Genomic DNA, 22,651 nt, shown 5'->3' with positions numbered 1-22,651 from the left:
TTCAACACATGTTAATAAAATAACCATTCAAACAAGGATCCAAATACTTTACCAAAAATCATCGCCATGAGCAGCAAAATCATATAGGATCCCATGCCAACACGCTTGGCGAGGATGGGCAGCACGTTAATGATTTCCGTTAATGCGGCCGCTAGCATGCCAACAAAACAACCGGCAAATATACCTACCACTGCTGTTCCCATCGGAAAAAGGTGCACCTTAGCATCGCTGAAATCAACCCAAGTAAATAAGAGTGAGCCCATCACAACCGCTGCTTCATAAGCATGAATTTTCGAAAACGAACGTGTGATCTGGGCAAGTCTTGGAATAATATCCAGTACCACAAGGAACGCGACCATGCCGCTGCCAACAGCGATTCCACCAGCTAACCCGATAAAAGCCGCTAAGAAGGCTTCCCCAATTAGGGTAATCACGAATGGTCCCCTTCCTCATGAATTTTGATATATTCTTCTGTTATCACATAATGATTTATATTTTCCTGATACATGAACATTTCCACTTCGAGCGGGCTTGGTTCTTCATTGAATTTCTTCTTGAACAGATGGTTGAAAAAAATGACCATTCCAACACCAATCCCTAGGGAATAAGGGATTTGCAGAATGAGCGGATGCTCCACCTTTTTCCCTGTCATCAATTCATAAATGCGTTGGTGAACTTCCAGCATGGACACATCTGCATGGAAATTCATGATGGCCAGTCCCGAACCGATGAACAAGAGCAACCAAACCAAACCGATAAGTATAGGACTTGGCTTTCTAGGATCGGAAATGATCTCGAGAAGCACATGAGGTTCTCCGAAATGCTCAATTTGCAGCTGTGGATAAAGATCTTTCACTTTACGAACAATCAGCATCATGTCAATGAGAACGCGATTGCCATCCTCATGTTGAGGATGATGAATGATCAATTCGTTCAGAGCTTGCTCATATTCAGGCTCCACGAAAATCTGAGCGATATGACGTAAATACACGACATTCCCTTTGCGAATGCTAGCTTTTCGACGAAGCCGGATGTATAGATATGGTTTTCCATCCTGTACCATGGTTTCACTCCCCTCAGAGCTTTACGGTGAATCATCCATGTATAGGAGTAGTATGCAAAATCTTTCCTTCCCATAAACACCTTATAAGATGGTAAATTCTCCAGGAATAATGTCACCATCTATATGGCATAGTAAGATCGAATAACGATAACTTATTCCATATAAAGAAGGTGATAACATGGCAAAATTCGCGTTAACACTAGTCATTATTGGTGCGCTGAATTGGCTCTTGGTTGGGCTTTTCGAGTGGGATTTAGTTTCTGCTTTATTGGGAGGAGATTCTCATCGTGAATCTTCCGGTCTAAGCCGCATCATTTATACGGTAGTGGGCTTATGCGGAATTTACTGCGTGAGATTTTATTCAGACGACAGGCACTCTGCCCGATAAACATGTTCGCGTTTCACAAAAAGCCGCAAACTACCCAGTGAAGAATTGGGGTAATCAGCGGCTCTTTTTTATGCGGTACGGACTATCTGACTTGTTCGAACATTAATTTACTTTCCTCGTTCAAACCAATACAGATGACTTTTTTATCCAATTGCTCATATTTTGAAATGGTTTTAGTTATAGCTGTCACCGCGGAATGATCCCAAACATGTGACGAGCTGAAATCAATCGTAATCATATCTGGGTCACTCTTATAATCAAATAAATCAATAAAATGTGCCATTGTTCCAAAAAACAGCTGGCCAGAAATGCGATATATTTTTGCGCCATTTTTGTCGTTTGATATATGCGCCTTAATTTTGGCCGATCTCCAACCAAATATCACTGCACTTAACGTAACGCCTGATAATACGCCAATTGCTAAATTGGAAGTTGTTACAACGATGGCTACTGTAATGATCATGACTAGCGCGTCACTTCGCGGAATTTTGACTAAGGTTCTAAGCGAGTGCCAATCAAATGTGCCCACGGATACCATAAACATTACACCTACTAGCGCGGCCATTGGAATTTGCTTGACCACATTACCTAATACCATGATTAAGAACAGTAGGAAAACTCCCGAAACAAAGGTAGATAGTCGGGATCGACCACCCGATTTCACGTTTATGACCGTTTGACCTATCATGGCACAACCTGCCATTCCACCGAAAAAGCCAGACACAATATTCGCTATGCCCTGCCCTCTTACCTCTTTATTTTTATCACTTTTCGTTTCAGTCATTTCATCTACAATCGTAGCTGTCATGAGGGATTCTGTCATACCTACAACTGCTAATGCCAAGGAAATAGGAAATATATATCCAATTGCTTGAAGAGTTAAAGTTAAGTCAGGAATATGGAAGAAAGGCAAGGTCTGTGTAATTTCACCCATATCACCAACTGTTCGTATATCCAGCTGTAAGTTCATAGACAAAATCGTCATCACGATAATGGCAACCAAAGCAGAAGGTATGGCTTTCGTGATCAAAGGCAGCAAATAAATAATAGCCAAAGTGCCAGCTACCATGGCATACATCTGCCAGCTTGCCCCGTTGAAATTCGTAAGTTGAGCCATGAAAATAATAATGGCGAGTGCATTAACAAACCCAACAATGACAGAGTTCGGAATAAACGTAATGAATTTGCCGAATTTCAAAACACCCATCACATATTGAATAACACCAGTCAAAATGCTGGCCGCAAACAAATATTCAATCCCATATTTCGCAACTAAAGGACCCATTAGAGAGGCCATCGCACCTGTAGCCGCTGAAATCATCCCCATCCGACCACCTGTGAATGATATTACTATGGCAATAATGAAAGAAGCATACAAGCCAACCATAGGATCTACACCTGCTAGAATAGAGAACGCAATGGCTTCGGGAATTAAAGCTAAGGCAACCGTTATACCGGATAATACATCCTTACGAGTATTAAAAAACCATGAATCCTTCCATTTGCTATAAATCAAAAAAATACACACTCCTATGTTAATTTTGTTGACTTTTCCCTCTCAGAAAAGCCGGGACCGTTATTTGCAGTTTTTATTATACACAAATTGAGCCTATGTCTCTACATAGATAAATAACCGTTCCTCCTAGGAGGAACGGTTATTTATCAAAAACCTGTTATTGAGCAATCTGATCTTTAATCGATTGCAATATTTTCTTTTCCAATCGTGATACCTGCACTTGGGAAATACCTAGCCTGCTTGCAACCTCGGATTGTGTTTGATCCCGGAAATAACGGAGATAAACAATGAGCCGTTCTCGCTCCGACAGCGTCCCAATGGCTTCATTCAGCGCAAGCTTCTCGAACCATTTCTCGCCAGACTCATCCGAGATTTGATCCATTAGTGTGATAGGATCACCATCATTCTCAAAGACGGTCTCATGGATAGAAGAGAGAGGTTTATTCGCCTCTTGCGCGAAAACAACTTCCTCTGCTGTTATCATAAGCTCCTCTGCGACCTCTTTGATCGTAGGCAATCTGCCAAGCCGCTTCGACAGCTCGTCCTTCGTCTTGCGAATCTTATTCGCCAATTCTTTGAGGGAACGGCTTACTTTAAGTGTTCCGTCATCGCGAAGAAAACGTTGAATTTCACCGATTATCATCGGTACCGCATAGGTTGAAAACTTCACATCATAAGATAGATCGAATTTGTCAACGGACTTGAGCAGTCCGATACAACCGATCTGGAACAAGTCTTCGGCTTCGTATCCCCGGTTCAAAAAACGTTGAACTACAGACCAAACCAAACGGATATTGCAGCTGACAAGTGTTTCTCTGGCGAGTCCATCTCCGGATTGGCTGAGGGCGATTAACCGTTTGACTTCCGAATCGTCTAAATAACTATGAGAAGCATGTTTCAGATCGACATCCATAGATCAAACCCCTAATTGTATAAAGCTTTTTTAGATTCAATTCGCTTCAACATGTTTATTTTGGTTCCGATTCCGACGGCCGTCACAACTTCTACTTCGTCCATGAAATTTTCCATAATCGTGAAACCCATGCCAGAGCGTTCCAACTCTGGTTTGGATGTATATAGTGGCTGTTTCGCTTGTTCTAAATCAGCAATACCTGAGCCCTTGTCTTCGATCGTAATCCGAACCACATCATCATCAATTTGCGTCGAAATGATGATAACGCCATCTGTTCGATTGTTATAACCATGAATAATCGAATTTGTTACCGCTTCAGAAACAACCGTCTTGATGTCGGTCAATTCATTCAGCGTAGGATCCAATTGAGAGACGAAAGCAGCAACGGCTACACGAGCAAAAGCTTCATTCTCAGAACGACTAGCAAACTCTAGTGTCATAAAATTATGTTCACTCATAATGCAACCTCCAAACTGGACATTGCATTGCGTTCGTTGTCCTGTATAGATACAATCTTGAACATTCCAGAAAGCTCGAACAAGCGGTAGACAGCAGGAGCAACATCACAAACGACCATTTTGCCGCCTTTACTCGTAATCTGCTTATAGCGGCCGAGAATGACGCCTAGACCCGAGCTGTCCATGAAGGATAGATCCTTCAAACTAAGGATTAAATGGCGCGTATGCTCTTTGGCAATCGCTTCCTCCATCCTCGCCTTCACAACATCGGCTGTGTGATGATCCAGCTCGCCTTTCAATCTAACAATTAGAGCTCTTCGGCCTTGCTCGAATTCAATTTGCAGGCTCAACATGTTCACTCCTCTCAGCTGAGAGACTTTGAGCTCACTCAAAGATCCCGTCATGAAACTTAAGTTTCTACAACTGAGATGGAAACTCCTGCACCCCGACAAAACTAGAAGAAAACTGCTAAAACTAGAAGAAAACTGCGCTTATTCGCGAATTCTCACCATTAATCCGTATGAAACAGATTCGATGTGGTTCGCTTAAATAACTTCCACCATGACGCTTTATCTACGGCAACAGGAGACTCGAGCGGGTATTCAGCAAGCAAATTATCTCCATTGTATACAATAATTCTACCGATAGGTTGCCCCAGAACAATCGGTGCTTTTATGTTTGGATCGAGTTTCAGTTCATGTCGAATCTCCCCAGTCACGGAACCCTTTTTCATTAAAATACTATAATTTTGCTTCGCGACTAACGGTACTGTCGAAACCTGGCCTTTATTAATCGTAAAATTTCCAAGACTGTCGCCTGACTTAAACAAAGGATAGTTCGTAAATTGCGCAAAAGCGTAATCAAACAGCTTCGTTACTTCGGCATTCCGTGTTTTTGTATTCGGTTCACCAAGCACCACGGCAACGACGCGTAAATTTTCCCGTTTGGCTGTTGCAGATAAGCAGAATTTCGCTTCGCTTGTGTATCCCGTTTTCAGACCATCCGCACCGTTGTAGAAGCGTACCAACTTGTTCGTATTCACGAGCCAGAATGGATTTGCCGTTTCTTTTCGTAGATAGTCTTGATAGGCACCTGTAAATTTAGTGATTACCTCATGCTTGAGCAGTTCTCTCGACATGATGGCGATATCATTCGCAGTTGTATAATGATTGGCTACAGGCAGTCCGTTGCAGTTTGAAAAATGGGTATTATTCATACCTAACTGCTGTGCACGGTCGTTCATCATTTGCACAAAATTCTCTTCCGAGCCTGCGATTTTCTCAGCCATTGCCACAGATGCATCGTTGCCGGAAGCCATGGCAATCCCCTTCAACATTTCCTCTACGGTCATCTCTTCGCCAGGCTCAAGGAAAATTTGCGATCCACCCATGGAAGCCGCGTATTCACTGACCTTAACCTTTTCATCCATTTTAATGTTGCCTTTGTCGACAGCTTCCATAATGAGCAGCATCGTCATTATTTTCGTAATACTGGCTGGAGGAAGCTTTGCATCCTTATTCTTTTCGGCAATGACCGTGCCCGTATCTGCATCCATTAACACAGCGGACTGTGCATTCGGTGTCAAATCGACGGATGGCGCCTTCTTCTCTTCCGCAAATGCGGCCGGTATGAACAGCATCAAACATAGCTGTAAACAGATTAAACTTATTAGCCCTTTTTTTCGCATAGCAATTGTACCCCTCCTGTGATGTATGAAGTGAAAGCCTGACACTTGCAGCTTGAATGACTGCTAATCAGTCTTGACGATTTCCGCACAAAATATTCCAAGAGGAAGAAAATAAAAAAGGCACTTTCCATGTGGAAAGTGCTTGGGCGATTATTTGGCATTAAACAATGACATCATAAATTAATTGAACAGGAGCAGGCTTGCTATTCTCAACGCGATAGGCCCCTTGAATCATGGTCTCGACTGCCTTCACATCCTGTTGATTCGCATGAATGGTACATATGGATTCCCCAATCTGAACCTTGTCACCGATTTTCTTATTCAAAGTAAGACCCACTGCATAATCAATCTGATCTTCCTTCTTCGCTCGACCAGCACCAAGCAGCATCGCGGCAATGCCGATTTGTTCCGCATTGATCTGATTGATAAAACCATCTTTCTCAGCCATCACTTCGAAATGATAAGCTGCCGTCGGAAGGAGCTCAGGTTGGTCTACCACATTCGGATCGCCGCCCTGGCTTGCTATGAAGCGTTTGAACGTCTCTAACGCCTTTCCATTCAAGACAATATCGCGGACAGCCGCCTGAGCCTCCTCGAAGCTCTCAAACACCTTCCCCAGCAGCGACATGTAGGCTGCAACCGAGATGGCTACCTCAGTCAGTTCCTTATCACCGGTACCGCGGAGCACTTCAATAGATTCACGAATCTCATTTGCATTTCCGATTTCACGTCCGAGCGGCTGTTCCATGTCTGTAATCATGGCAATCGTGTTCCGCTTCAATTGCGTTCCGATATCGACCATCGTACGAGCAAGAGCTCTTGCATCGTCCACTGTTTTCATGAAAGCGCCTGAACCGATTTTCACGTCCAACACGATGGCATCTGCTCCTGAAGCAATCTTCTTGCTCATAATTGAGCTAGCGATTAAGGGAATCGAATCTACCGTTGCTGTTACGTCACGAAGTGCATACATCTTCTTGTCAGCAGGAGCTAAGTTACCACTCTGGCCAACGATGGCAATTTTATTTGTATTCACGGCATGAATAAAATCTTCTTTAGACAATTCAATCTGAAAGCCTGGAATCGACTCCAGCTTATCTACCGTACCACCCGTATGTCCTAATCCTCTGCCAGACATTTTGGCAACAGGAATTCCAAGCGAAGCCACAATAGGTCCAACGATTAAGCTTATTTTGTCCCCAACCCCGCCTGTTGAGTGTTTATCCACTTTAATCCCAGCAATCTCCGATAAATCAATCATTTCTCCCGATCCTGCCATAGCTAGCGTGAGGGCAGAGATCTCTTCACTTGTCATCCCATTGAAGAAAATAGCCATCAGTAAAGCCGACATTTGATAATCCGGAATATCATCATGTGTATATCCGTTAACGATATACGTAATTTCCTGCTCGCTAAGCACTTCACCAGAACGTTTCTTATGGATTAAATCAACCATTCTCATTTGCATTCCTCCTTAAGATTACCTAAGAGTTTTCGTTAGATAATTAGCATGGTAAGCATACTCTTCAAAATCGAAAAAAAGGGAGCTGCATGAGCCCCCTCTGATACTAACATTTTTTATTAAGAAACAACTAATTTGGATTTCATTTTGGCATGACCTTCACCACATGGAAGGACACAAATAATTTCATATGTACCTGGTTTGTCAAAAGTTACTTGTTTCGACGGGTTTTCTTTATCCAGCTTAATATCCAACCCTGGAATTTCAATCGCATGAACGCCTTCTTTTAAAGACAAGGAAACTTTCGTAGGCTCTCCACTTTTAATCGTATAATCCGCTGAATCGAACTGCCAGTTAGAAGCTACAATTTTAAGCTGTTGACTTTTGCCAGCGGCAGCCTCTGCTTCCTTAGCCACTTGGCGGTCAGAAATATCTTGAAAGAGGACTCCCAGCCCCAATGCGCCCGCAAGTATAAATAACACAAAGAAAATCCACTTTTGCATGCATATCCCCCTCATAATGTGTTCACTTCATCTATTCTACCTAACATCTTAAGACAATCCCATACATAGTCAGTGGCGAATCCTTGAATATTTTGTGACGAAATTGTGAATGAGACTTTCGTAAAAACATCCCCCTTAGCGGGGGATATCACCATTACTATTGCCCATTTTGTTATATATTACACACCACTAAGTCGTTCACGTATTTGGAAACCTCCAGCAGATGCTGTTTGTTTTTCTCTAAGAAGTGGTTGAAAAGATCGGCCTTTCTCTTTCAATTCTCTAATATCCCGATTTATTCGGTACGCGCAATCCGGGCACAGTTTTTGCCCACGAATAGGTTTCGAGCAAGAAGCACAAGGATAGTTCAAATTTGGATAATCTGATAGCAGCAGCTTTCCCTCTTTGATCCAAGTATGCATTTGCTCGTGTGAAACACCTGTCGCTTCGCTGAATTGCGTATTCGTTGAGCGATGATTTTTACGTAGAAATTCAAGACTGCTCGTGAGCATGGAATCCATGGTGCTGCTGCAATCTGAACATTGATTTCGCAAATTTTTCTGGAACACTTTCCCGCATCTAGGACAGTTAGCGACCATTAATTGTTGGACTGACATGCTCCATCACATCCTTGTTATGGAAGGGGTATCCGTATCTACTGCACCCTCTAATATAGTTCTAATTAACTATATTTTAGCATGACTTCATCTGAATTCATAGGTCTACAGGATCTTATATTCATTAAAAGTTCATAAAAAATATAGCCAAATTATCCCAGACGGACCTCGCGAACAAAGGCCTTAACAAGAGCAATGAACTTCGGTTTCGTCCGATTGGCTACAGCCACAACCTGCTCATGCGTCAATGGTTCAAGTTCTTCACCTATCGCCATATCGGTAATACACGAAATCCCTAATACCTTAAGACCTGTATGACGCGCTGCAATAACTTCTCCCACCGTAGACATGCCAATCGCGTCGCCACCGATACGGGCTAACATCGTAAGTTCAGCTGGCGTACAGTAGGTCGGTCCTGTAATCCCCGCATAGACCCCTTCCTGCAGCTTCAGCGGCACGCCATCTTCTCCTACGACCGTTTGTGCCAGCGCATGAGCCAGCTTGCGGTATTCGCGGTTGTACGCTTCCGACATGTCCGGGAAACGAACACCGAGCTCAGAATGGTTAGGCCCGATAAGCGGGTTATCTCCCGTCATGTTCAGATGGTCGCTAATGACCATTAGATCTCCTGCTTTAAAATCTCGATTCATGCCGCCTGCCGCGTTCGTCATCACAACCGTTTGAACGCCAATGGCTTTCATAACGTAAACAGGAAATACAACTTTTTTCATATCGTAGCCTTCATAATAATGAAAACGCCCCTGCATTACGATGACTTGCTTACCTTCTAGTGTACCTGCAACAAAACGACCTTCATGTCCTTCAACAGTTGAAACGGGAAAATGAGGAACCTCACTATAATCGATTGCTATGGGCTGCTCAACCTGATTAGCCATGTCTCCCAATCCTGATCCCAAAACTAATCCGATAACTGGCTTAACACTGCCTAAACGCTGCTCAATAAAGCTCGCTGCTTCTTTAATTTTCTCTATGTAAGTCAGTTCCATTTTGTTCTCCTCTTCTAGTTAAAGTGCTTCAATAATGCCTAGTACTAATTTCAAAAACTTAGGTTTTACTTTCTCCGTCGTTTCCATCACTTCTGCATGGGAGAGTGGCTGGTCCAAAATACCTGATGCCATATTTGAAATACAGGAGAAACCAAGCACTTCGATTCCTGCATGACGTGCTACAATCACTTCAGGTACCGTCGACATACCAACGGAATCGCCGCCAAGTGTGCGGAACATGCGAATCTCAGCAGGAGTCTCATAATTAGGACCGAGGAGTCCCACATAGACGCCTTCTTGTAAGTGGAAGTTCTGTGAAGCCGCAACTTCGTGCGCTAATTTACGTAGACGTTTGCTGTAAGCTTCCGACATATCAGGAAAACGAACACCTAAAGCAGAATCATTCGGACCGATGAGCGGATTGCGGTATGTCAAATTCAGATGATCACTTATGACCATAAGATCGCCAACCTGATAGGATTCATTAATTCCACCAGCTGCATTCGTTACGATCAACGTTTCTACACCTAGTTCTTTCATCACTCTTACTGGAAAAGAAACCGTTTCCGCGCCATAGCCTTCGTAAGCATGAAAACGGCCTTTCATCACTAACACTTGCTTGCCTTGAATCGTACCAACGACCAATTCCCCAGCATGCCCTTCCACGGTAGACACAGGGAAATGAGGGATTCTCGAGTAGTCTACAACAATAGGCTGCTCAATAAGATCAGCAAGAACGCCGAGACCTGAACCTAGAATCAGTCCAATTTGGGGTTTAATATTCGTTTCCTTGCTAATAAATGCAGCTGCTTCTTGAATCTTTTGAATCATGGACGTATCGGACATGGATAGATTCCTCCTAAGCGATCTCAGTTCACATAAACTGAGTATTACGTAATTATTTATTTTAAAAGATGTAAGAAGCTCTCGCCTTGATCGGTTGCACTCACGCCAAAATTATCTGCAATGGTCGCTCCCAGATCAGCGAAGGTTCCGCGGATACCAAGCGAAGCAGGTGACTGGAAGCTTGGGCTGTATAACAAAATAGGAACATATTCGCGCGTATGGTCGGTTCCCGGATGCACAGGATCATTGCCATGGTCCGCTGTAAGGATTAATAGATCCTTCGGCCCTAGACCCGCTTTGAGCTGAGGCACATAAGCATCAAATTCCTCCAGTGATCTTCCATATCCCTCAGGATCACGTCGATGCCCAAACAGCGAGTCAAAGTCTACAAGATTCGTAAAAGCCAGTCCTTTATACGAGGTGCCCAATACCTCTATTGTCTTCTGAATACCATCTAGATTACTTTTTGTTGATGTGGCTTTCGTAACACCTTCACCATCAAAAATATCATTAATTTTCCCAATCGCAATCACATCAAATCCAGCATCCTTCAAATAATTCATGACAGTAGGCGCTGGCGGCTTCACGGCATAATCATGCCGATTCGGAGTACGTTTGAAAGCACCAGGCTCCCCGAGATACGGTCTTGCAATTACTCTGCCTACCGCAAACTCATCCTGCATGGTCAACCTTCTGGCAATCTTGCATGCCCGATACAGCTCTTCTAGCGGGATGATGTCTTCATGCGCAGCTAATTGAAATACACTATCAGCAGATGTATAAACGATCCAAGCCCCTGTTTTCATCTGCTCTTCTCCGAGCTCATCTAAAATTTCAGTGCCTGAGGCCGGCTTATTTCCAATGACCTTACGCCCTGTCTCCTGCTCAAATTGAGAAATTAATTTTTCTGGAAATCCATCGGGGAATACATTAAATGGCGTAGTCATTCGAAGCCCCATCAATTCCCAGTGTCCAGTCATCGTGTCTTTCCCAACCGACACCTCAGCCATTTTTCCATAATATCCTTCTGGTGAATCTGTTCCAGGAATCCCTTTAATATCAGCTATGCTCCCTAGTCCCATTCGTTGTAAATTAGGGAGTGCAAATCCGTTTACTTTCTCTGCAATATGTCCTAGTGTATGAGCGCCACTATCGCCAAACTGCTTGGCATCCGGTAATTCGCCGATGCCTACGCTATCCAATACAATTAAACATATACGTTCAAAGCGCACTCTTGTCCCTCCAAATCAATTCCTAATGTCATCCACCCTCGATTATCTCACTTCCACTCTATGAATGCAAAACAGCAGCCTCCCCCTAGGGGAAATGCCGCTGTGAGGTTACAATTTCGCTCTTGGGTGTGCAAGGTTGTAAACGTCTTTCATTTTGAGCTTGGTGACTTGAACATACATTTGTGTCGAGGAAATATCGGAATGTCCTAGCATTTCTTGAACCGATCTCAGATCTGCACCATTTTCAATTAAATGGGCAGCGAAGGAATGCCTTAAGGCATGAGGTGTTATCTCATTCGTGATATTCATCTCATTTGCATATTTTTTCAAAATCTTCCAAAACCCTTGCCTTGTCATCCTTGTTCCCAAATGACCGATAAATAAGGCTTCTTCATCCACCTTTTTTTTCAACAACTTCATCCGATAATTATGTATATAGGTCGTTAAACACCGAATGGCGATTGAGCTCAGTGGAATATTACGTTCTTTATCTGCTTTCCCCATACAGCGGATGAAGCCCATCTGCAAATTGATATCTGTTACATTCAGAGAAATGAGCTCCGATACTCGAATCCCAGTCGCATAGAGCAGTTCCAGCATGGCCTTATCACGCGCGCCGCTTACAAGCTCAGTATGTGGTGCTTCGAGGAGCTTCTCTACCTCTCCAATCGTCAGCACTTTAGGAAGCTTTTTTTCCAACTTAGGGGCATCTACATAAATACTTGGATCTGAATCCATTACCCGTTCTTTCACTAAATATTGATAAAGTGCTCGAATGGAAACCATATTGCGAGACAAGGTTGCCGATGCTCGTCCGAGCATTTTCAACTGCGATAGGTATCCTGCAATGTGAGTTTTACCTGAATCTCTCCAAGCCTTGATGCCTTGCTGTTGTAGATAATCAACAAAATGTTGTAGGTCTCTCTCATAGGATTCCAGCGTATTCCGCGATAATCCCCGTTCAACTGACAAAAATCGGATGAAGGATTGCAGGTCATTCGTCATCATGCCGATATACTCCTTCGTTATCATGCCATATCTTCATACCGACTAGCATTCAACGATTCCAGTGCGAACTCCTCTTTTTTACGCTTTCTTTATTCCCCATACCAATAAAATAAACGCAAACGGTCGCTCATTGTACCTGTATCCGAAACGGAAGCATGCTCGTGTTGGTCAAACACCTTAACGGACTTTCCCGTTGGTGTTCTATACTTGTTCACAGGTTGAATCCAACCTGTTAGTACAAGCATAACTTGATATAGAATCACAGTCAAAGTCATAAAAAGTAAAATAAAACGTAAGCGAACAACGAGTTTTCGATATGAAAATATCATAGCCAGTCCCCCATTTCTATCCCCTTTTTATGATCAGGATATGAGGCTTGGTCTCTGATTATGACAGATCGGACAACTTCACATACGGCATGCCTAGAGCTTCAGCCACTGCCGGATGCGTTACACTCCCCTTGTACGTATTCACTCCTAATTGTAATGCGTAATTGGCAGCTACGGCTTGTATAAAACCTTTATTGGCAAGCTCCATTGCATAAGGTATCGTCACATTAGTTAACCCAAGAGTTGAAGTTCTCGGAACGGCACCAGGCATATTGGCAACAGCATAATGAAGCACGCCATGTTTCTCATAAGTGGGATTGCTGTGCGTTGTCACACGGTCAATCGTTTCAATCGATCCACCTTGGTCCACGGCAACATCCACAATCACAGCACCTGGCTTCATGCTTTGAACCATAGCTTCCGTTACTAATCTCGGAGCTCTAGCTCCAGGAATAAGAACAGCGCCAATTAATAAATCCGCCTTCTGTACAGCACTCGCAATATTATGAGGATTAGACATCAATGTTCGCAGTCTTCCCCCGAATATATCGTCCAGAGCTCTCATCCGATCGGCACTCCGTTCAATAATTACAACATTAGCTCCAAGACCGAGCGCCATTTTGGCCGCATTCGTTCCAACGATCCCTCCGCCCAAAATAATGACATCCGCAGGCGGCACACCAGGTACACCACCCAATAAAATTCCGCGTCCCCCATAGAACTTTTCCAAAAAGTGGGCGCCGATTTGTACCGACATCCGGCCAGCAACTTCACTCATCGGTGTCAAAAGCGGCAGTGAGCCATTCGGAAGTTGAATCGTTTCGTAGGCAATCCCTGTCACTTTCTTGCTAAGCAAATGTTCGGCCAAATCTCCTGCTGCAGCCAAATGCAAATAAGTGAACAACATCTGCCCTTCCCGGAAATAACCATACTCTGCTGGTAATGGTTCCTTAACTTTCATAATCATATCACTGTGAGCCCATACCTCAGCAGCATCCACGACAATAACGGCGCCTTCACGAACATAGTCCTCATCCCCAAAGCCACTGCCAACACCAGCTCCAGATTCAACAAACACTTGATGTCCTGCCGCCAAGAGCATACCCGCTCCTCCAGGCGTTAAAGCTACTCTGTTTTCATTGTTTTTAATTTCTTTAGGAACCCCGACTACAATAGGTTGCTGAGTCATAGTTACTACCTTCTTCCTTATTATCCTAAGCATAATGTGCCATGCTTCTACGCTAATTATGTGAGTAAGTATCCGGCTTTCTTATTAGCTAGTATATGAAAAGAACACAAAAATGCCTGTATGCACTAGCTGTGCTTACAGGCATTTTCATTGTATAAACAGCTTCTATTCCGAAACTGTTATTTTAGATTTGTCCAATGAGTCCGGTTTTCCTCGATCGTTACAGCGATAGCATATACCTTGAAAATCAAGTCGATGATCTAGCACTTGAAAATGAAAATCTTGCTCTAACCGTTCTTCCAAAGGTCCAAGCCAATCTTCCATAATTTCATCCACGGCTCCGCATTGCACGCAGATTAAGTGATGGTGATGATGACGTGTACTATCGTCACGTAAATCGTAACGCGCGACTCCGTCGCCAAAATTCATTTTCTCCAAGACATGCAGCTCACTCAGGAGCTCTAAAGTTCGGTAAACTGTTGCCAGTCCGATCTCTGGGGCCTTGTCCTTCACAAGCATAAACACATCTTCAGCACTTAAATGATCTTGTTCATTCTCTAAAAGTACGCGTACTGTCGCTTCCCGTTGAGGGGTTAGTTTGTACCCTTGGGATTGCAATTGCTGCTTAATCTTCTCGATCCTTGCTTCCATATGCCTCCCCCTCAGAAAGGTGGGCATCCAAGCCCAGTTTTAGCCACTCTTTTTATTATAGGGGGAGCTGACTGACAAAGTCAAACAGAAACATAAGTGGATCTGTTATCCATATAGGCCAACAAGCATAGGTGTTACCCATCTCATCATCAATTGTGACATATATCCTTCCCAAAGCGCTGCTCCAAGAAGGAATACCCCCATCAGGAGTGTCAGCGTTGTATAGCGCATAAAGGGCTGGTATATGTTTCCATTACGGCTCATAAAGCGATTTTTGATCATATAGATAGAGAACGCCATGGCAGCTACACTGCAGAATAAGATAGCTGGAATAACAATGAGGTTCTGCGGCGCAACGGAAACAAGTGCAAATAACATGCCCTTCCATGACATTTGACCGACAAGATACCCAACCGTAAACCCAATTAGCACACCTTTGAGAAAGTCTAAAACGAGAATCAATGGCAGCCCGACAATAGACAAACCAAAGAGCCATATCAACAAAATCCACTTCATATGCATGCCGAAAGCTTGAACGAACGATTGCCTGCTGTCAAACTCAGCGCCTTCATTAATTTCATGAAAGAAACTACCCAAATGACGAGTCATTTCTTGCTTTTGTTCCAAAGAAAGTGCATTCACCATCACGGCGCCGAACACGACCCCTATGATGAAAAGTACGGAGACGAATATAAATAGCGGCAAATTATCCTTCATATATTGTTTCATCGTTAGGTTCCTATTCATCTCGCAGCTCCTTCCTTGTGTCAACCTCTACAAAGACAAGCTTATGAGCGAGTGCTGGAAACTATGAACGATTTTTAACTTTGCCGTACTTACCCCCACCGCCAACCTCAAGCTGTAAGGTGCCTTCTCGCGCTTTTACAATATAAGCAGCAATTTCTTCACCAATCTCACTTGCAAGCTCATCTGGTGTCGTGCGATGCAGCACATTCATTTCCGTTCCGAAGCGGCGAAAGCAGTTGATCAAGCTTTTTAGGCCCTAGGCCTGGGATAAATTCTAGCGGAACCTGAAATTGGTACGGAGGTCGAAAAGACGGGAGATAAGCCTTTTCACGGTCCGCTAAGTTCAGGATCCGATCCATGACTCCTCTGATGATTTTATTGCTGCCACAGTCGGCACAGCGTTGTACGGTCGTTTCACTTTCATCCAGAACGGATTCGCATAAGCTGCAATAGGTTCGGTGGTATTTACCAAGTCGTGGATTAAGGCCATAGTTGGCTATTATACCGCGTTCCTCTTGACGATGCAGCGCTTTAACGAGTTCTTCATACGTAGGGGCAGCCAGCTTCATCTCGTTGTACTCACGACCGATTTTGCCAAGGGAATGCGCATCTGAGTTCGTAACGAATGTGAACGGATCAAGCTCCGAAATTAAACCAGCCATATCGGAATCAGCACTTAGACCAAGTTCAACAGCAGAGATGCCCTTAAGATCAAGAAGGTGCTCCATCTTAGAGGATGCACTTCCGTACACACTTTTGTGCGGAGTGAAAATATGCGCGGGTATAAGGATGCCACCCCTGCCGAGCACTTCTTCTTGAAGTACGTGAGCAGGTACATAAATGCGTTGAGAGCTTAGCTCCACATTTTTCATGTGACCCTTCATCCATTGAGTGAACCCCTGCATCGCTTTCAGATTAGGCATATAGGCAAGCAAATGGGCCGGGCCCATGCCTGGATCGCGCACCTCTATTTCACTGCCCAGCATAATCGTTGTGTCCTGATACCGGATGCCGCCGCCCTCCAGCTCCACCATCTCGCCCCGATCCAAGTAAGTCATGATGTCATCCTGTACAGAAGGCGAGTGGCAATCGATTATCCCGATGATCTCCATTCCTTTTCTGACGGCAGCTTCCTGAGCAATATTGAAGAAAGTCAGGTCATTCGCAGCGCTGATCTTCACCGCTTGGCCCTTCTCTGATCGACCTATGTGAATATGGAGATCAACATAATAAGCTTTCATTTAGATTTGACCCGTTAAAAGGTACAGCTGCCAAGCATAAACAGCCATAATCGTCTTAGCATCGCTAATTCGCCCTTCACGTATGTAATGCTGAGCTTGTTCCAATGTGATCGCTTCGCATTCCAGGAATTCATCCTCATCCGGATTCGCTTCGCCCTTCACCAAATCTTCTGCGATATAGAGATGAATGATTTCATCCGCGAAACCTGGAGAGGTATAAAAGGAGCTGACCAGCCTGATATTTTCCGTCCGAAAGCCCGTTTCTTCCTCTAATTCGCGTAAAGCTGCCTTTAGCGGCTCTTCCCCTGCATCCAGCTTACCGGCCGGGATCTCGACCTGACTTTTCTCCAGCGGTTTTCGATACTGTTCCACAACGATCATTTTATCCCCTAGCAGCGGAATCACAGCCACAGCGCCAGGGTGCTTTACGATTTCACGTGTTGCGGATTCCCCATTAGGTAATAGAACATGATCCACCTGCAGCGAAATGATTTTTCCTTTGAAAATAGATTCAGTCTTGATGGTTTTTTCTTCGAATTTTTTGTGTAATGTCATACGAACACCTCTTCTTGTTAAAGTTGGTCTAACTTGTCCCATTTACGCATATCGTTCATTATATCAAAATTTTACCTGAAAAGAGGAAAATGGATATGAAGAGCTATGTAACCGACCGTCAAATTCGTCTTGTAGGGAAGGCATGGGAAATCAAACGTCAATTGCAGCTCATGCTGCAGCAAGGTGGGAATTCAATTACATTAGTGGATTATGTAGCTGGCTTGCACAATCCGCAGCCGCACAAATCGCTTGGAAATAAGCTGGGTCCTGCGATAGTCCCCTTCCCATCGAGGTAATGGGCAGTGGATACTGGGAACAAGCTTCAGCGATTTCCGCTATCGATGGGCTCGGCATAGCTATAATTTGATGCAGCTGCAGATTCTGCGCTTGTTTCTGTACGACAGCACTTTCATTCGTCTCCAAAAGTGGGAGAGGTACTACCGCCGGACATCTAGCTGCCAGCTGCAGCGCAGTAAGTGTATGATGACTTATGCCCTGATGCCGAGTCCTCGGATCAGCAAAAGAAATTCTGGGGATGACCACTGGAATCCCACCAAGAGCGTATACGGCATTTACGAGTTCACCAACCTCAAGACCTGAAAAACCGTATCGGGTATTCGTTCCCACGATGCCTGGACCCATGGTTACAAGACTGATATCTGCTTTGACTACATGCTTCGCTGCAACTAATGCGCTAAATTTATTAACCGCCTCCACCTTACCTCCATAGGCTTGACCATAAGTAATGGAGGTTTTAAGCCATTCCATCCCCTCGAGTATGGCCACATGCTCACTCCATGCAAGTGGAAGAGCACCCCCATCTGTCATGATATAGGCGACCTCCAAAGCACGATCAGATGATTTTCTTTGTTGATGTCGATATCTGAGCCAGCACATCACTACAGGCAGCATACTGTGCAATTCTCCTAGCAAGACGGGCATCCCCTCTAGATTCATATCACCTTGAAACGAAGAATGAAACGAGCTGGCCGGCTCTTCAATAGCGAACACACTTCGCTGCATCGGGGTATATTTGAGCTTCATAATATGTCCATTTGATGATGTAGCTGAACGATGATCCAATCCTCGGTCACGAATGGATATTACGATATGAAATCCCCCTGAACCTAACCTCAGCTTCATGGCTGTTACATTTAAGTCAACCACGTCCCCTGGAGTTAACAAAGGTAATGTATCCGTGTAGTGTACAGCGCGCTCTAACTCACCGTTCCGCATCGATACTGTGACAAACTGTATTCCCTCTCTGACCGAAATAATATCCGCAACTATGCCCTCATCCCGTATCATCAAGCCAGTTTCCCCTTCCTGGACGTGTCTTACTCGAAGCATATGAGGAATCACTTAGTTTTACCCCATATAACGCGTGTAAGGAGTAAAAATAAATCAGAGTCTATGCGACTCGAGGGCGAAATTGGGAGTAGATGAGATCGTGTAAAAAAACCGACCAGCCATGCCATGACTTTGGCAGACTAATCGGTTCTTTAGAAAAGAGGTGAATTAAACTTTCGCAGCTTCCTTCACAAGAGCAACGAGTAATTCAGCCGTTTTGACTAAATCACTGATGGCAATATGTTCTTTGGTTGTATGAATTTCAAGATAACCAACAGCGAGATTAACCGTTGGAATGCCCATTCCGTTAAAGATATTAGCATCACTGCCGCCACCGGAATGGAATGTTCGAGCTGTCAATCCAAGGGTTGAGAGTGCTCTAGCGGTCAATTGTACAATCGGAGCAGAGTCATCGTGCATATAGGAGGCATATACAATATCCGCATTAAACTCACAAGTGGTGCCAGCATCAGCTGCTGCTGATTCGCAAGCTTCTTTCATTGCGGCGATTTGCGCTTCCAGTTTGTGCTGAACAATGCTGCGTGCTTCCGCTTCCATCTTCACCTTATCGCATACCACGTTCAAAGGACCTACTCCTGAGAAACTGCCAATATTCGCAGTAGTTTCGCTATCAATTCGACCGAGCGACATACGCGAAACCGCTTTACTCGCTACTTGGATGGCACTTATGCCATCTTCAGGATTGACACCGGCATGAGCAGACTTTCCGTGGAATATAATTTCAATTTCTGCACGTCCAGGCGCCGCTGTCGCAATATCGCCAATGCTGCCGTTCGAATCAAGTGCGAAGCCGAACTCTGCTTCCATAACGCTGCGATCCATGGCGCGTGCGCCTTTCAGACCGCTCTCTTCCCCTGCCGTAATAACGAATTGAATGCGGCCATGTGGGATGTTTTGCTCTTTTAACACTTGTATGCCTTCGATCATCGCCGCGATACCCGCTTTGTCATCGCTGCCTAGAATCGTCGTACCGTCGCTGCGGATATAGCCATCATCGCCAATTTGCGGCTTGATACCTTTCCCAGGAGCTACCGTATCCATATGAGAAGTGAAGAAAATGGTCGGAATAGCTGCGTTGCTGTCGGTTGCTTCAAGTGTACAGATCAAATTCCCTGATCCGTGACCGCTTTTCGCCATCGAATTATCTTCCACGACATGCAACCCTAAACGACTGAACTTTTCTTTAAGAACAACACAAATCTCTTGCTCAAATCGCGTCTCGCTGTCAACTTGCACAAGGGAGATGAACTCTTCCACCAAACGATTTTGCTGAATCATGTACTTTCCTCCGATACACACTATGAGTTACAATAAAACCGTACAAGCTTTTTCACGAAAAAGGAGTGAATCTTCATTGTTACAGAATAAGCGTTGGTTTAAAATCGTGATTTACCTTATGTTGATCACGATGCTGTTATCAAGCATATTGTTTACTGCGGGATTATTTTTTGATTCATAGTTTAATAAATCTTTGTATCCGCGTTATAACTTTCTAAATTTTCTTTCACTCTCTGTAGGAACCTACCACAGATGACACCGTCAAGAATACGGTGATCCAGTGAAAGACAAAGGTTAACCATCGAACGAACCGCAATCATATCTTGAATAACGACAGGCTTCTTCACAATCGATTCGAAGGTCACTATAGCTGCTTGTGGGTAGTTGATGATCGGATAAGACAGAATCGAACCGAAGGAGCCTGTATTATTTACAGTAAATGTCCCGCCAACCATATCATTCAGCGATAATTTCCCCGCGCGTGTTTTCTTCGTCAATTCATCAATTTCTCTGGCAAGTCCTGCGATATTTTTTTGATCCGCTTTTTTGATAACCGGCGTCAAGACCGAATCTTCCGTTCCTACGGACAACGAAATGTTAATATCGCGTTTCACGATAATTTTATCGACGGCCCAGACGGAGTTAATGATCGGGTAATCCTTAATGGCATTGACAACCGCTTTCAGCATGAATGCCAAGTACGTTAAGTTAATGCCTTCTCGGCGCATAAACTCGTCTTTCACTTTATTCCGCAGAACAACAAGATTCGTTACATCGACCTCAATCATTGTCCAAGCATGCGGAATTTCTGTTACACTCTGGCGCATTTTTGAAGCAATGGCATTGCGCATTGGCGTAACATCAATGAAATGCTCATTGCGAGCGTCTAATGAATGTCCTTCCGCTTCAATCAGCGGCGTTTGCGGATTGGCGGATAAATGGATGCCGGAGCTGCGAACAGGCTGGTGAGCCTGCTGCGACTCAGCTGGTTCAGCGGTTTGAAGAGCAACAGCAGCTGCCGATTGATTCGTTTGCACGGCTGCAGGAGCTGCATTGGCTCCACCGGAGGCGATGAATTGCTCAACGTCCTTACGTGTAATCCTTCCGCCAAGCCCCGTTCCTGCAACACGAGACAAATCTACGCGATTGTCTTGTGCAAGCCGGTGTACAGCTGGTGAATAACGACCACGCATGCTTTGGTCTGAGTCTTCCGCAATCGCGGCTCCAGCTTGACTAGCAGCTGAAGCTCCTGCGGTTGATGATCCGTTCGCTAAGCCTGCCCCGGGCTCTTCAATCAAACAAATGGCTTCTCCAACAGCAGCTGTTTCGCCATCGCCGACAATAATTTTTACAAGTGTGCCTTCAATTGGTGAAGGCATTTCCGTGTTCACTTTCTCAGTGAAAAGCTCACAAATTACATCGTATTGCTCGATATAATCGCCAGGCTTCTTGAGCCATTTGCCTATTGTAGCCGAAACGAGGCTCTCCGCTAGATGCGGGACCGTAACCTCGGTTAGTCGGCTGTTGGTTTGGTTCATGGGTGTACCTCCTAGTTCAGGAAATGATCAATGAAAGGAAATTAGATGTGTAAATTTAGATGTGTAAATTAGAACATTGCAAGCTGGTGCATGGCATCCTTCAGCTTATCTGCATTGAGCAGGAAAAATTTCTCCATCGGTGGATTGCTGCCCACTGCCGGAACATCAGGGCCGCAAAGTCTTGCGATAGGTGCATCAAGCTCGAACAGCATTTCTTCGGCGATAATCGCTGACACTTCAGCACCAACACCGCCTGTTTTGTTGTCTTCATGAGCGATGAGCACTTTGCCCGTCTTCCTAGCGGCTTCCAAGATAGCCTCTTTGTCTAGAGGCTGCAGGGAGCGCAAGTCGAGTACGTGTGCGGAAATGCCTTCCTTCGCAAGCTCTTCAGCTGCTTGTAGTGCATAATTTACAACCATACCGTAGGCGATGACCGTAATGTCTGTGCCTTGGCGCTTGATGTCGGCCTTGCCGATCGGCACGATATAATCTTCATCCGGTACGTCTGCGGACAGCGCCAGATAGCACTTCTTGTGCTCGAAGAATAACACAGGATCTGCGTCTCGGATTGCTGCCTTCAGCAGCCCCTTAGCATCATAAGGATTCGAAGGAGCTACGATCTTAACACCCGGCGTGCCGAAGAAAACAGATTCCGGACATTGGGAATGATATAAGGCGCCTGCTCCGGTCGCACCATAGGGAGCACGAATGACGATTGGGCATGTCCAGTCATTATTAGAACGATAGCGAATCTTAGCCGCTTCGCTAAGAATTTGATTCGTTGCTGGGAAGATGAAATCAGCAAACTGAATTTCGGCGATCGGTTTCATCCCATACATCGCCGCACCAATAGCCACGCCTACAATGGCAGACTCCGCTAGTGGCGTGTCTAGAACACGCTCCTCACCAAACAAATCACGCAGACCTTTGGTCGTGTTCAACACACCACCTTTACCAACATCTTCACCGAGTACGAAGACGTTATCATCCTGCTGCATTTCCTCCTGCATGGCAGAGCGGATTGCTTCCAAATATGTAATTACAGCCATAAT

General features: G+C 44.6%; 26 protein-coding genes and 1 pseudogene. 3 read left to right on the top strand and 24 right to left on the bottom strand.

Annotated elements, in window-relative coordinates; translation table 11 throughout:
- Positions 1-11: 11 nt before the first annotated feature.
- Both QFZ77_RS18555 and QFZ77_RS18550 read right to left on the bottom strand, forming a co-directional pair.
- Complete coding sequence (locus QFZ77_RS18555; RefSeq protein ID WP_307441700.1) at positions 12-434, bottom strand: stage V sporulation protein AB; 423 nt, start codon at positions 432-434, stop codon at positions 12-14.
- Positions 431-1,063, bottom strand: a complete 633-nt coding sequence (locus QFZ77_RS18550) for a stage V sporulation protein AA (RefSeq protein ID WP_307441698.1) — start codon at positions 1,061-1,063, stop codon at positions 431-433. The genes QFZ77_RS18555 and QFZ77_RS18550 overlap by 4 nt, the downstream gene beginning before the upstream one ends.
- 178 nt (positions 1,064-1,241) lie before the next feature.
- Here QFZ77_RS18550 and QFZ77_RS18545 point away from each other — a divergent pair, with 178 nt between their 5' ends.
- Entirely contained in the window at positions 1,242-1,451 is a 210-nt protein-coding gene (locus tag QFZ77_RS18545) for a DUF378 domain-containing protein (RefSeq protein ID WP_307441697.1), read from the top strand.
- Positions 1,452-1,533: 82 nt separating this feature from the next.
- Here the strand turns inward: QFZ77_RS18545 and QFZ77_RS18540 are convergent, their stop codons facing one another.
- The 18 genes and pseudogenes from QFZ77_RS18540 to QFZ77_RS18455 form a co-directional block, all read right to left on the bottom strand.
- Positions 1,534-2,964: a SulP family inorganic anion transporter gene (locus QFZ77_RS18540; protein WP_307449634.1), complete on the bottom strand. Its 1,431-nt coding sequence runs from the start codon at positions 2,962-2,964 to the stop codon at positions 1,534-1,536.
- A gap of 160 nt (positions 2,965-3,124) precedes the next feature.
- Positions 3,125-3,880 (bottom strand): RNA polymerase sporulation sigma factor SigF, encoded by a 756-nt coding sequence (gene sigF, locus QFZ77_RS18535; RefSeq protein WP_029192952.1) that lies wholly within the window; start codon positions 3,878-3,880, stop codon positions 3,125-3,127.
- 11 nt (positions 3,881-3,891) lie between these two features.
- Complete coding sequence (spoIIAB, locus tag QFZ77_RS18530) at positions 3,892-4,338, bottom strand: anti-sigma F factor (protein WP_029192951.1); 447 nt, start codon at positions 4,336-4,338, stop codon at positions 3,892-3,894.
- The gene (gene spoIIAA / locus QFZ77_RS18525) at positions 4,335-4,688 is read right to left on the bottom strand and encodes an anti-sigma F factor antagonist (RefSeq protein ID WP_047674049.1); all 354 of its coding nucleotides are present in this window, start codon (positions 4,686-4,688) and stop codon (positions 4,335-4,337) included. The genes spoIIAB and spoIIAA overlap by 4 nt, the downstream gene beginning before the upstream one ends.
- A gap of 161 nt (positions 4,689-4,849) precedes the next feature.
- Entirely contained in the window at positions 4,850-6,025 is a 1,176-nt protein-coding gene (locus tag QFZ77_RS18520) for a D-alanyl-D-alanine carboxypeptidase family protein (RefSeq protein ID WP_307441694.1), read from the bottom strand.
- A gap of 160 nt (positions 6,026-6,185) precedes the next feature.
- Positions 6,186-7,487 carry a pyrimidine-nucleoside phosphorylase gene (locus QFZ77_RS18515; protein WP_307441693.1) on the bottom strand — a complete coding sequence of 434 codons (1,302 nt, stop codon included), beginning with the start codon at positions 7,485-7,487 and terminating at the stop codon, positions 6,186-6,188.
- 119 nt (positions 7,488-7,606) lie between these two features.
- The gene (locus QFZ77_RS18510) at positions 7,607-7,990 is read right to left on the bottom strand and encodes a cupredoxin domain-containing protein (RefSeq protein ID WP_307441691.1); all 384 of its coding nucleotides are present in this window, start codon (positions 7,988-7,990) and stop codon (positions 7,607-7,609) included.
- Between the two features lie 179 nt (positions 7,991-8,169).
- Positions 8,170-8,607, bottom strand: coding sequence for a flagellar protein (locus QFZ77_RS18505; RefSeq protein ID WP_307441690.1), 438 nt, complete (start codon positions 8,605-8,607; stop codon positions 8,170-8,172).
- Positions 8,608-8,759: 152 nt separating this feature from the next.
- Complete coding sequence (locus QFZ77_RS18500; RefSeq protein WP_307441689.1) at positions 8,760-9,614, bottom strand: purine-nucleoside phosphorylase; 855 nt, start codon at positions 9,612-9,614, stop codon at positions 8,760-8,762.
- A gap of 18 nt (positions 9,615-9,632) precedes the next feature.
- On the bottom strand, positions 9,633-10,460 hold the full coding sequence (locus QFZ77_RS18495) for a purine-nucleoside phosphorylase (protein ID WP_057306372.1): 828 nt from the start codon (positions 10,458-10,460) through the stop codon (positions 9,633-9,635).
- A gap of 56 nt (positions 10,461-10,516) precedes the next feature.
- The gene (gene deoB, locus QFZ77_RS18490; RefSeq protein WP_307441688.1) at positions 10,517-11,692 is read right to left on the bottom strand and encodes a phosphopentomutase; all 1,176 of its coding nucleotides are present in this window, start codon (positions 11,690-11,692) and stop codon (positions 10,517-10,519) included.
- Positions 11,693-11,800: 108 nt separating this feature from the next.
- Complete coding sequence (gene xerD / locus QFZ77_RS18485) at positions 11,801-12,697, bottom strand: site-specific tyrosine recombinase XerD (RefSeq protein WP_307449630.1); 897 nt, start codon at positions 12,695-12,697, stop codon at positions 11,801-11,803.
- A gap of 92 nt (positions 12,698-12,789) precedes the next feature.
- Positions 12,790-13,029 carry a DUF4227 family protein gene (locus QFZ77_RS18480; RefSeq protein WP_307441686.1) on the bottom strand — a complete coding sequence of 80 codons (240 nt, stop codon included), beginning with the start codon at positions 13,027-13,029 and terminating at the stop codon, positions 12,790-12,792.
- A gap of 58 nt (positions 13,030-13,087) precedes the next feature.
- Positions 13,088-14,203: an alanine dehydrogenase gene (gene ald, locus QFZ77_RS18475; RefSeq protein ID WP_307449627.1), complete on the bottom strand. Its 1,116-nt coding sequence runs from the start codon at positions 14,201-14,203 to the stop codon at positions 13,088-13,090.
- Between the two features lie 180 nt (positions 14,204-14,383).
- Complete coding sequence (fur, locus tag QFZ77_RS18470; RefSeq protein ID WP_057306375.1) at positions 14,384-14,869, bottom strand: ferric iron uptake transcriptional regulator; 486 nt, start codon at positions 14,867-14,869, stop codon at positions 14,384-14,386.
- A gap of 105 nt (positions 14,870-14,974) precedes the next feature.
- The gene (spoIIM, locus tag QFZ77_RS18465; RefSeq protein ID WP_307441682.1) at positions 14,975-15,616 is read right to left on the bottom strand and encodes a stage II sporulation protein M; all 642 of its coding nucleotides are present in this window, start codon (positions 15,614-15,616) and stop codon (positions 14,975-14,977) included.
- A 61-nt stretch (positions 15,617-15,677) separates the two neighbouring features.
- A pseudogene (locus QFZ77_RS18460) lies at positions 15,678-16,857 on the bottom strand (endonuclease Q family protein).
- Complete coding sequence (locus tag QFZ77_RS18455) at positions 16,858-17,412, bottom strand: NUDIX hydrolase (protein WP_307441681.1); 555 nt, start codon at positions 17,410-17,412, stop codon at positions 16,858-16,860.
- A gap of 89 nt (positions 17,413-17,501) precedes the next feature.
- Here QFZ77_RS18455 and mciZ point away from each other — a divergent pair, with 89 nt between their 5' ends.
- Positions 17,502-17,708 carry a Z-ring formation inhibitor MciZ gene (gene mciZ, locus QFZ77_RS37855; RefSeq protein WP_373462621.1) on the top strand — a complete coding sequence of 69 codons (207 nt, stop codon included), beginning with the start codon at positions 17,502-17,504 and terminating at the stop codon, positions 17,706-17,708.
- Here the strand turns inward: mciZ and QFZ77_RS18450 are convergent.
- Both QFZ77_RS18450 and QFZ77_RS18445 read right to left on the bottom strand, forming a co-directional pair.
- On the bottom strand, positions 17,608-18,720 hold the full coding sequence (locus QFZ77_RS18450; protein ID WP_307449625.1) for a DUF3866 family protein: 1,113 nt from the start codon (positions 18,718-18,720) through the stop codon (positions 17,608-17,610). The two genes, mciZ and QFZ77_RS18450, sit on opposite strands and share 101 nt — an antisense overlap.
- 210 nt (positions 18,721-18,930) lie before the next feature.
- Complete coding sequence (locus QFZ77_RS18445) at positions 18,931-20,061, bottom strand: M20/M25/M40 family metallo-hydrolase (protein ID WP_307441680.1); 1,131 nt, start codon at positions 20,059-20,061, stop codon at positions 18,931-18,933.
- Between QFZ77_RS18445 and prli42 the strand changes: the two genes are divergently transcribed.
- Positions 20,060-20,242 (top strand): stressosome-associated protein Prli42, encoded by a 183-nt coding sequence (gene prli42 / locus QFZ77_RS18440; RefSeq protein WP_307441679.1) that lies wholly within the window; start codon positions 20,060-20,062, stop codon positions 20,240-20,242. The genes QFZ77_RS18445 and prli42 overlap by 2 nt on opposite strands.
- Position 20,243: 1 nt before the next feature.
- On the opposite strand, the gene QFZ77_RS18435 is transcribed toward prli42, so the two are convergent.
- Both QFZ77_RS18435 and QFZ77_RS18430 read right to left on the bottom strand, forming a co-directional pair.
- The gene (locus QFZ77_RS18435) at positions 20,244-21,599 is read right to left on the bottom strand and encodes a dihydrolipoamide acetyltransferase family protein (protein WP_307441676.1); all 1,356 of its coding nucleotides are present in this window, start codon (positions 21,597-21,599) and stop codon (positions 20,244-20,246) included.
- Between the two features lie 68 nt (positions 21,600-21,667).
- Positions 21,668-22,648, bottom strand: a complete 981-nt coding sequence (locus tag QFZ77_RS18430) for an alpha-ketoacid dehydrogenase subunit beta (RefSeq protein WP_307441674.1) — start codon at positions 22,646-22,648, stop codon at positions 21,668-21,670.
- Positions 22,649-22,651: the final 3 nt, after the last annotated feature.

Origin of the sequence: Paenibacillus sp. V4I3, from assembly GCF_030817215.1 — a bacterium.
Classification (GTDB): Bacteria; Bacillota; Bacilli; order Paenibacillales; family NBRC-103111; genus Paenibacillus_E.
Note: the sequence above shows the minus strand (reverse complement) of the source record. Positions and strands in the feature narration are given on the sequence as shown.

Bases quoted from the DNA above. Each gene is read 5' to 3' on its own strand.
- prli42 (WP_307441679.1), top strand. From the start codon at position 20,060: ATGTACTTTCCTCCGATACACACTATGAGTTACAATAAAACCGTACAA.
- QFZ77_RS18445 (WP_307441680.1), bottom strand. From the start codon at position 20,061: ATGATTCAGCAAAATCGTTTGGTGGAAGAGTTCATCTCCCTTGTGCAA.
- QFZ77_RS18520 (WP_307441694.1), bottom strand. From the start codon at position 6,025: ATGCGAAAAAAAGGGCTAATAAGTTTAATCTGTTTACAGCTATGTTTG.
- QFZ77_RS18550 (WP_307441698.1), bottom strand. From the start codon at position 1,063: ATGGTACAGGATGGAAAACCATATCTATACATCCGGCTTCGTCGAAAA.
- QFZ77_RS18480 (WP_307441686.1), bottom strand. From the start codon at position 13,029: ATGATATTTTCATATCGAAAACTCGTTGTTCGCTTACGTTTTATTTTA.
- fur (WP_057306375.1), bottom strand. From the start codon at position 14,869: ATGGAAGCAAGGATCGAGAAGATTAAGCAGCAATTGCAATCCCAAGGG.
- QFZ77_RS18500 (WP_307441689.1), bottom strand. From the start codon at position 9,614: ATGGAACTGACTTACATAGAGAAAATTAAAGAAGCAGCGAGCTTTATT.
- QFZ77_RS18545 (WP_307441697.1), top strand. From the start codon at position 1,242: ATGGCAAAATTCGCGTTAACACTAGTCATTATTGGTGCGCTGAATTGG.
- mciZ (WP_373462621.1), top strand. From the start codon at position 17,502: ATGGATATGAAGAGCTATGTAACCGACCGTCAAATTCGTCTTGTAGGG.
- QFZ77_RS18495 (WP_057306372.1), bottom strand. From the start codon at position 10,460: ATGTCCGATACGTCCATGATTCAAAAGATTCAAGAAGCAGCTGCATTT.
- spoIIM (WP_307441682.1), bottom strand. From the start codon at position 15,616: ATGAATAGGAACCTAACGATGAAACAATATATGAAGGATAATTTGCCG.
- QFZ77_RS18510 (WP_307441691.1), bottom strand. From the start codon at position 7,990: ATGCAAAAGTGGATTTTCTTTGTGTTATTTATACTTGCGGGCGCATTG.
- QFZ77_RS18515 (WP_307441693.1), bottom strand. From the start codon at position 7,487: ATGAGAATGGTTGATTTAATCCATAAGAAACGTTCTGGTGAAGTGCTT.
- sigF (WP_029192952.1), bottom strand. From the start codon at position 3,880: ATGGATGTCGATCTGAAACATGCTTCTCATAGTTATTTAGACGATTCG.
- xerD (WP_307449630.1), bottom strand. From the start codon at position 12,697: ATGACGAATGACCTGCAATCCTTCATCCGATTTTTGTCAGTTGAACGG.
- QFZ77_RS18455 (WP_307441681.1), bottom strand. From the start codon at position 17,412: ATGACATTACACAAAAAATTCGAAGAAAAAACCATCAAGACTGAATCT.
- QFZ77_RS18505 (WP_307441690.1), bottom strand. From the start codon at position 8,607: ATGTCAGTCCAACAATTAATGGTCGCTAACTGTCCTAGATGCGGGAAA.
- spoIIAB (WP_029192951.1), bottom strand. From the start codon at position 4,338: ATGAGTGAACATAATTTTATGACACTAGAGTTTGCTAGTCGTTCTGAG.
- QFZ77_RS18450 (WP_307449625.1), bottom strand. From the start codon at position 18,720: ATGATACGGGATGAGGGCATAGTTGCGGATATTATTTCGGTCAGAGAG.
- QFZ77_RS18435 (WP_307441676.1), bottom strand. From the start codon at position 21,599: ATGAACCAAACCAACAGCCGACTAACCGAGGTTACGGTCCCGCATCTA.
- QFZ77_RS18430 (WP_307441674.1), bottom strand. From the start codon at position 22,648: ATGGCTGTAATTACATATTTGGAAGCAATCCGCTCTGCCATGCAGGAG.